Source organism: Mesorhizobium sp. M7A.F.Ca.CA.002.15.2.1 (genome assembly GCF_003998715.1).
GTDB classification, from domain to species: domain Bacteria; phylum Pseudomonadota; class Alphaproteobacteria; order Rhizobiales; family Rhizobiaceae; genus Mesorhizobium; species Mesorhizobium ciceri.
In genome coordinates, this window is record NZ_RZPI01000459.1 from 1 (window position 1) to 4,627 (window position 4,627).

6 protein-coding genes are annotated in these 4,627 nt (G+C 66.0%); 2 read left to right on the forward strand and 4 right to left on the reverse strand.

Features of this window, described 5'->3' with window-relative positions; all coding sequences use genetic code 11:
* Positions 1–116 precede the first annotated feature (116 nt).
* Positions 117–785 (forward strand): GcrA cell cycle regulator, encoded by a 669-nt coding sequence (locus ENZ74_RS22600; protein WP_063170293.1) that lies wholly within the window; start codon positions 117–119, stop codon positions 783–785.
* Between the two features lie 249 nt (positions 786–1,034).
* Here ENZ74_RS22600 and ENZ74_RS22605 read toward each other — a convergent pair whose 3' ends face one another.
* Both ENZ74_RS22605 and ENZ74_RS22610 read right to left on the reverse strand, forming a co-directional pair.
* A complete protein-coding gene (locus ENZ74_RS22605) occupies positions 1,035–1,343 on the reverse strand; it encodes a DUF982 domain-containing protein (RefSeq protein WP_063170292.1) in 309 nt (102 codons plus the stop codon).
* A 108-nt stretch (positions 1,344–1,451) separates the two neighbouring features.
* A complete protein-coding gene (locus ENZ74_RS22610; protein ID WP_013530587.1) occupies positions 1,452–1,733 on the reverse strand; it encodes a DUF982 domain-containing protein in 282 nt (93 codons plus the stop codon).
* 251 nt (positions 1,734–1,984) lie between these two features.
* Between ENZ74_RS22610 and ENZ74_RS22615 the strand changes: the two genes are divergently transcribed.
* The gene (locus ENZ74_RS22615) at positions 1,985–2,587 is read left to right on the forward strand and encodes a DUF6456 domain-containing protein (RefSeq protein WP_063168642.1); all 603 of its coding nucleotides are present in this window, start codon (positions 1,985–1,987) and stop codon (positions 2,585–2,587) included.
* 55 nt (positions 2,588–2,642) lie between these two features.
* Here ENZ74_RS22615 and ENZ74_RS22620 read toward each other — a convergent pair whose 3' ends face one another.
* Both ENZ74_RS22620 and ENZ74_RS22625 read right to left on the reverse strand, forming a co-directional pair.
* Complete coding sequence (locus tag ENZ74_RS22620; protein WP_027160843.1) at positions 2,643–2,948, reverse strand: hypothetical protein; 306 nt, start codon at positions 2,946–2,948, stop codon at positions 2,643–2,645.
* Positions 2,949–3,061: 113 nt separating this feature from the next.
* Positions 3,062–4,627, reverse strand: a 1,566-nt coding sequence (locus tag ENZ74_RS22625) for an acyltransferase family protein (RefSeq protein WP_164761139.1), incomplete at its 5' end; no start/stop codon positions are given.

Here is a 4,627-nt window from a genome sequence, read left to right on the forward strand (position 1 = left end):
TGAGGCTGGCCGGCTGAGAGCCGGCTCTTGAAAAGCAACCTGACTGCGGCCTGGCGACCGGGTCGAACCTTGACGCTGCCCGACGGCGCGCGGCCGAACTTTGGATGGAGCTGGATATGGCAAGCTATAGCGACGCGGAATTGCACGAGATCGCCCGCTGGCTGAAGGATGGGTTCTCAGCCTCCAGGATTGCAGTCGCGTTCAGCGCGTTGCGCGGCAGTCCGGTGTCGCGCGACGCCATCATCGGCATCGTGCACCGCAACGCCATGCTCGGCGCGATCGGCTTTGCCAATGGCAAGGGGCCGCCGCCGCGATCCAGGCAGGCCGTGGGCAAGCGCGCTGGAAGCAAGCGGGCGAGTGGCGCGTCGGCGAAAGCGACGCCTGTCGTCGGCAAGATGGAGGGCGTGCTTGCCGCCAAGGACATCCATGCGCGTGAAGTGGCCCGGCCCAGGCGCGCGCATTCGTTCGTGCGCGAGGTGGGCGTGCTGATCGCCGACGGCGTGGCCTATCGCCTGGAGGCGCCGGCGCCGCCGCGCGCGGCCATCGGCCGGCAGCCGCATGGCGTGGCGATGCGCTTCATCGATTGCCTGTTTTCACGCTGCCGTGCGCCGCTGGATCTGACGGTGGAGGGGGATCCGGACATTTCTATTGCCGAAGAGGGGGCGCCAGGCAGCCGCCCAGGCGCCGACATGCTGTGCTGCGGCATGCGCACCGGGGCGCTGAAAAGCTATTGTACCTACCACCAGGCGCGCTTCCAGCGCCGCGTATTTGTTGCGACGGGGTGAGGTTTGATCTCTTCTCCCCCGTTCACGGGGAGAAGGTGCCGGCAGGGCAATGAGGGGCAGCGCTGACGAGGCAGGATGGAAGCTGACATGAAATTCAAGCATCCGATTCAGATGCCACTTACCGAAGCGCTGGCGCCGCCCCTCATTGCCCTGCCGGGCGTTCGCTGTTCGAAAAGCCAAGCAATTGGCTTTTCGTCCGCTGCGCGGATCACACCTCACCCCCGTAAACGGGGAGAAAGAAGCAAAGCCCTATTTCGGCATCTGCCCGCCTTGCTTGGGCGTGCGGCTCTGCATGCTCCTTGCGTCCATCGCTACCGCCGGGTTGCCCTCGCCGACCAATATGCCGGTCACCCGGGCAAAGCCGGTAAACACCTTCATGGCGTCGGCTTCGGAAATCTGGGCGGCAATCGCCGCGCTGCAGGCGTTCAACGCGCTGCGGTAGACATGGCCACGCCGCTCCAGCGGCCAGCGCTGGAGAAAATCGGCGGCTTCGCTGACGCTGTCGATCTCTTCGATCTCATCTTCCACCCGCACTTTGAGCGGCACTCCGGTTTTCATCGTACCCACGGCGTTCACCTTCGCTTTGCGCGCGGCTCCAGCTACCGCACCCATAAACGCGCCCCGCTGGGGGCCGGTTGCATCAATTTTTCGGGCGGCGCCCGCTCCTCACGGGCTAGCCACCGCATCCAGCCAGTCATGGGCGCGGCTTTTGGGCCTGTCGACCAGGATGTTCTGCTGCTTGGCCGCCCTGGTGAAGGCGTCGAACGCGATGCGCTGGCAGCAGATGCCGTCCACGGCGAGCGTAACCAGCCGGGAAGCCTCGAGATAGCCAGGCGCTGTCTTGTCGGGCCATTGGTGGCGCAGTGCCTCGGCGGCTCCGGCCACCGAACTGACCAGCATGGTTTTGTTGTCGCAAAAGCGCACGGTAACCGGCATGAAGGCTGTCATCGGCGAACCTCCCCTTGGCATGGACGCGACATAACGTCGAAAGCTCGCGCCGGTTCCATCAGCCTGGATGCCGGACGACAGGGATGCTGGCGCGGCGGCGAAGAGGCGACGACCTCCGGTTCATTGAAGGCCAACCGAGCAGCGCTCCGCTCCGCTCTGCCACCGCGTGGGAAGATGCCCGGCAGGGCCGAGGGCGCGCGAAGGATCGCCACGTGCCGGCCTCCCACCACCATCCCAACCAGGAGCCTCCCATGAGCAAAAAGACCAGACCCGCAAAACCGCAGGCGCCGAAATTGCCGAAGGGCGAGGCCGAGCAGGTGCGCATACGCCGCGAGATCGGCCATGATTTCGCGCTCAGGGATGACGCCCTCGGCCGCAAGCGGCTGGCAGCGGGCACGCTGGAGGCTGCGCGTGTCTACGAAGTGTCGAATGACGGCTACGCCGCGACCGGCGGCATCGTGCGGCTGCGCGCCATCGATGCGCTCGTCGGCATCACTTCGCTGTCGCGCCAGCAGCGCGAGGCAGGCCTGCGCTACCGCGAGGATTTCCGCTGCAGTCAGCAGGCTGATGTCAAGCCGATGCGCTGGACCGAGCGCATCGACGGCGGCCGCGAGGGCGGCGGCATCGCCGACAGCGTTCTCGACGCCGGCAGGGCCTATGCCGCCGCCACAAGAGCGCTAGGCCATTGGGAGGTGGCCGCCGTGGTACGACAAGTCTGCTGCGCGGACGGTTCCCTCAAGCGCCTGTCCGAGCAGACCGGCGAGGGCCGGAACGTGGTGACGAAGCTGCTGAAGGTGGGGCTGGATTTGTTGGCAGTGCATTACGGGATGATGATGAGGAGGCGGGTGGGGTGAGCGGCGCAAATATCCGGCCGGCGGCGCCGGCCGGATCATTTTTCACAGGATCAGATCATCGGCAGACGCGGATTTCCTCGACGATCCTGTGGTGATGGCGCCAATGCTTGACCAGTGCGATGTGGCAACGGTGGTGACGGTGGTAATAGCGCGGCCTGTAGCCGTTGTCATAGGCGTCGTACTGGTAATAAGGGCGATAGTAGCGATCGCCATAGTCGTAACCATTGTAATAATCGTCGCCGTAATAGTCGTCTGCATAGCCGCCAATGCCGATACTGATACGGCTGCGGGCGTCGGCGGGGGCGATCATCGCCGCCGCCGAAGCAATGGCGATAACCGAAACAAGCAGGAGCTTTTTCATAGCTGCCTCCTTTTCAAGGTTAGGCTAATATATAACTGCCGAGTTGCAGCCTCGTTCCACAGATTCGTAAGATGTGACGAACAATACAGACCGGGGCGCAGATGCCCAGGCGCCTAAAACAAGGCCCTCTCCAATGGCCCCGCCAGTGTCTCGGCAAAGCCCGTCGCCAGATGGTGCCTGTCACGAAACGCCAGCTTGCCTGATATGACGACGTGGCAGGAGGTCGGGCCGCAGAATTGGTTGGTGAGGTCGATGTAGCGGGTGTCGGGCACGCTGGTCACCACGGCGCGCTCGGTGGCGGCGGTGCTGTCGTTGGCGGCTTCGGCCCTTGGCGTGTCGCAGTGCGGCGAGGGTGCCTCGCGCCACCACAGGGTGCGCGCCACGCAGGAGCCGGCGAAGCTGGCGTTGATCGGCGTGTCGCGGATGACTGCCGTCTCGACACCGGCCCGGCTGAAGGCCTGCAAGGTCGAGCGCAGGCCGGCCTGCCAGCGCGCCACTTCGGCGGTGCGTTCGGCGGCGGGCAGATCGCGGGTCAGATTGCCGATGGAAAATTCGGAGATCACCACCAGGCGCGGCTTGCGGCGGATGATCTCTGATATGGCCTGCTCGCGCCAGGCGTCGCATTCGGTGTAGTCGCGCTTCAGCACCGTGTTGAAGGTGGAGAGCCGCGAGGCGCGGCACGATGATTTGAGGTAGGTGACCACCTTGGTGTCGTTGCGCCTGGCTGCTTCGATCAGCGGCGTCGACCAGTGGTCGGCGTGCGAATCGCCAAACAGCACGATGGTGCGGGTGGCATCGGCCGGGCCGAATGTGCAGGGTTTCGGCGTCACCGTTTGGAAGTCGGCCAGGCAGTTCTTGTCGACGGCCCGCGCGATGGAAGGTCTTTCGGCCGCCTGCTCGATGCCGCGCTGCTCGGGACCGATGTTGCGCGTGGCCAGATGCGCATTGGCGTAGGCGACCGCCACGCCGGCACCGGTCAGCGCCAGCGCGGGTGCGAGCGCGCGAGCGCCCACCGTCAGCCAGGCGCCGCGTCGTGCCGGGTTCTCGATGAGGTGATAGGTGAGCACCGACAGCGCCAGCGCCAGCACGCCGCAGCCCAGCCGCTGCGGCACCGTAAGATCGGGCGTCAGCATCCCGGCGTAGACGATGACCGGCCAGTGCCAGAGATAGAGCGAATAGGAGAGCGTGCCGATCCATTGCAAGGGCGGCAGCGACAAAGCGGTGGCCGGGCCAAGGACGTGCCGGTCGGTCCGCCCGTTGGTCTGTTCCCCGCAGCCGCCGCTCAGCAGCACCAGCACGGTGCCGGCAACCGGCAGCAGTGCATACCAGCCGGGGAAGGGCAGGTCCTCGCTCAACAGGCGATAGGCGGTCGCAATCAGCGCCAGGCCGAGCCAGCCAAGGGCTGGCCGCAGCCAGATGCGGTGCTGCAGCAAAGCCATGGGGACCAGCGTCGCCAGGCCGCCGGCAGCGAACTCCCAGGCGCGCAGCGGCGAGAAATAGAAGGCCCAGGCCGGCGCCGCGCTGGTCAGCCACAGGCAGGCGGCGAAGGAGGCGAGGCCGACCACGCCGATCATGGCTGCGGCCGTTCGCCGGCCCGGCCGCAGCCAGGCGGCCAGCAGAAGCAGCGCCGGCCAGGCCAGATAGAACTGCTCCTCCACCGACAGCGACCAGAAGTGGAT